Here is a 2,983-nt window from a genome sequence, read left to right as displayed (position 1 = left end):
AGCTGAGTGCCTGAGCCGAGCCCCGCATGTTCTGGAATCAACGAGTGAATGGTGAGGTTGACTTGGCGTAAATCAGTCGGGATATTCGACCCTAACGTGAGATAAAACTGATTAATCAGTTTAGTGATTTTGTGACGAATAGAGTCTGAAACGGGGGTATCTGAGGGGGGCTGATCATCAGAATCAGTAAGGCTGATTTTAGTATAGTGACTATCTACTGCCAAACCGATACTGCCAAAATGACGGCCTAAGCCGCCATTTAGATCCAGAAAACCTAGGTGGAGTCTTGCCGGAGCCTGTATACAAATCGTCTGAAGCTTAACAGGTGAAACCGGTTGTTGCATTGCTATCACTAGGCGTTATCAATTTTACAGGCGATATCGTAGATAGTGGTTTCGTCCAAAAACAAGTCATTGGTGTCAAACAGTGAAGCCACTGCTCCTCGATGTACCTTCATTTTAAAGTTACCAATCGCAATAGCACCGTAAAAACGCACTCCCTGTTTTTCCGTCCCGTTATCCATCACTTCCATACCTTCAACACCCAACGGTGGAACCGCATTAACATCAGCAATCACTTCGAGTGTTTTGCTAGCAGTCCAGGTCGCCTCTGGAACAATACAAACACCAGCGGGACCGGCAGCAATAGCCACATGGGCGTCTTTAAGCAATGCAGCAACGGCTTCATCACTCCGTGTTTCACCGGGAATCACATCAACCCCATAGGCTTTTTTCATATGTTCAACAGTGGCTTTGCTTCGCGCCATACTACGGCAGGTTAGGGTGACTTTGCTTGCACCCTCTTTTAACAGGTACAAGGCAGTTCGTTGCCCTACAGGTCCTGCCCCAAGAATCGCCACATTTTTGCCGGTAATATCGTAGTCAGTCATTACTTTTCGGGCAATTGCTGCTGCGGTGGTATTAGACCCATTTGGATCCAGCATGACCGAAACTCGAACGGGGCCAAAGAATGCTTTTTTTACAGCTTCTCCGACAAGCTCACTGGATGCTACATTTGAACCACCGATAAAAATTGCGCTGTTTTTCAGGTTCTTTCCACCGCGGGTAAAAATCATGCCATGAACATGAGAGGTGACATTGTCACGCGTTGCTCCACCATGCGCGATAATATTATCCACGCCGGAGTCATAGGCAACAGCTTGATCAAATGTGCTCGCGACGGTATCAGTATCGAGATGAAGCAGTAATTTTTTCATCATGTTCTCCTGCGTTTAGCATGGCTTGATGTGAGATAAATAAACGCTGGATTTTACCCTATGTTGTTTCTGTGAGGAAATTAAACTGCCATTATGCTCTATCAAAAAGTTTGATTGGCAATACGTTAAAGTGGCAATATCCTGTTCCTGTGTAGGAACTTGTCTTCCAAATTACCAGTCACAGCAGCACCATATAATAAAATTTTAGGAGTAGAGAATGAAGAAAACCAGTCTGACAGTCCTGTTTGCCAGTATGACCATGTTAAGTGCCTCCGCTATTGCCGATGACCATATGGATTTTTCTACGGTGACTAAGGTGCAATACGTCAATGATTGTATGCAGGCAAATACAAATTTAAACGTCTATGAAGGTGTGCATAAATGTTCATGCGTAGTGGACAAACTTGATGAAGCTTTTACTCAGACTGAGTTCGAAGATGTCAACACCGCTTATATGTACCAAAATATGCCAGCAGACAAAGGTGCACAGTTCCGCGATGATAAAGGTTTAAGTGGCGGTATAGATAAATACGAAGAAGTCTCGGCTTCAGCTTATAAAGAATGTCGCATCCAATAATTTCTGATAGATATCAGCGACAAAAAAAAGGCCGTTTAAAACGGCCTTTTTTTTTGCATGGGCGTAGTGAAAATGTCCGCTATATTTGTTTATCCATGCTGTAAGTCATTTCTTTAGTGTCATTCACCATCGCTTTTAACACACCATGTTTTTGCGGCGTGAAGGTAAACCGGATACTTGGGTCTTCACTTATAGAAATGCCAGCCTCAAGTGTAATCAGGTTTTCATCATCAAAATCTATGACGATTTCTTTCACATAATGCGGTGGAATATAGCCACGGGTTTTTTGATCAAACTGTAAGCCACTATTATTCGGGTGACTTACAACTACCTGTGCCTTTGTTGTTTCGCCAATGTTGGCTTCTCGCATACGAATCTGCATTTTGCCCAGTCGAGCCATAGCGGCTTCCATGTCTTTACCTGCAGGAGCACTACATCCTCCTGAGGCTTTGACAAATTTTGACACCATATGCAAAGAACCATCATTCATTTCTGCAATAGCGCGCATATCGGTGTACTGATCGACCCTGACCCGAGTAGCGATATCAATATCACCCAGTGTCGGTGATAAATGGAAATTCGCAGAATACGGCATCGGGTTTTTATCAATGATGATATGTATGTTTTTAATGTATCTTTCAGCGGTCTGTGGCTGAACCGATTTGACACTGATTGGAACAATGGCAGCATCTTCAGCCCGGGTAGGCGCTTCAAGGATCAAAACATCATCGGCATTTTCATGAATTTCACGATCACCAAAATAGGTTTGTTTAAGCGCTGACCATAAATCCTCTTCAGCTGTTGCAGCATTTGCAATGAAGCTATGACTCATAAAAACTGCAAATACAGCCCAAAAAATTGTATTTCGCCCCATCATTTTCGCTCTCCTAATAATTATTATTCCCACTCTAGTTCTACAAAAGCAGCGGTAACATTTCGACGATGATATTCTTCAAAAAGTTTCCACTTTTCAGCTTCTTGCGTGCCTACCGAGTCAATGGCTTGTTCAATGGTTCCCAGATCATTAATGATGACTCTAATCTCTTCACGTACGGTGGTCAGATAGCGCAGTAAATCCTGCCAGCCTTTTGAGTTTTCACCGTTAAAAGCAGTACCGTGACCCGGAATGATCATTGTCGCATCATGTTCAATTAAGGTATCAAGGGCATCAATCCAGCCGTTAATACTGC

General features: G+C 43.4%; 3 protein-coding genes and 2 pseudogenes. 1 reads left to right on the top strand and 4 read right to left on the bottom strand.

Going from position 1 to position 2,983, the window contains the following annotated elements:
- Together B3182_RS10280 and B3182_RS10275 are read right to left on the bottom strand one after the other, a co-directional pair.
- Positions 1 to 344: pseudogene (locus B3182_RS10280) on the bottom strand (beta-hydroxylase); the annotation flags it as partial.
- Positions 345 to 352: 8 nt separating this feature from the next.
- Positions 353 to 1,219, bottom strand: a complete 867-nt coding sequence (locus tag B3182_RS10275) for an NAD(P)-dependent methylenetetrahydromethanopterin dehydrogenase (RefSeq protein WP_292411173.1) — start codon at positions 1,217 to 1,219, stop codon at positions 353 to 355.
- A gap of 214 nt (positions 1,220 to 1,433) precedes the next feature.
- On the opposite strand from B3182_RS10275, the gene B3182_RS10270 reads away from it, so the two are divergent.
- A complete protein-coding gene (locus B3182_RS10270; protein ID WP_292354675.1) occupies positions 1,434 to 1,793 on the top strand; it encodes a hypothetical protein in 360 nt (119 codons plus the stop codon).
- Positions 1,794 to 1,872: 79 nt separating this feature from the next.
- On the opposite strand, the gene B3182_RS10265 is transcribed toward B3182_RS10270, so the two are convergent.
- Together B3182_RS10265 and B3182_RS10260 are read right to left on the bottom strand one after the other, a co-directional pair.
- Positions 1,873 to 2,625 carry a quinoprotein dehydrogenase-associated SoxYZ-like carrier gene (locus B3182_RS10265; protein WP_292354676.1) on the bottom strand — a complete coding sequence of 251 codons (753 nt, stop codon included), beginning with the start codon at positions 2,623 to 2,625 and terminating at the stop codon, positions 1,873 to 1,875.
- Positions 2,626 to 2,690: 65 nt separating this feature from the next.
- Positions 2,691 to 2,983: pseudogene (locus tag B3182_RS10260) on the bottom strand (MBL fold metallo-hydrolase); the annotation flags it as partial.

This window comes from Methylophaga sp. UBA4204 (genome assembly GCF_002379485.1).
Taxonomy (GTDB): domain Bacteria; phylum Pseudomonadota; class Gammaproteobacteria; order Nitrosococcales; family Methylophagaceae; genus Methylophaga.
Note: the sequence above shows the minus strand (reverse complement) of the source record. Positions and strands in the feature narration are given on the sequence as shown.

Coding starts and splice junctions, on each gene's coding strand:
- B3182_RS10275 (WP_292411173.1), bottom strand. CDS start 1,219: ATGATGAAAAAATTACTGCTTCATCTCGATACTGATACCGTCGCGAGC.
- B3182_RS10270 (WP_292354675.1), top strand. CDS start 1,434: ATGAAGAAAACCAGTCTGACAGTCCTGTTTGCCAGTATGACCATGTTA.
- B3182_RS10265 (WP_292354676.1), bottom strand. CDS start 2,625: ATGAGTCATAGCTTCATTGCAAATGCTGCAACAGCTGAAGAGGATTTA.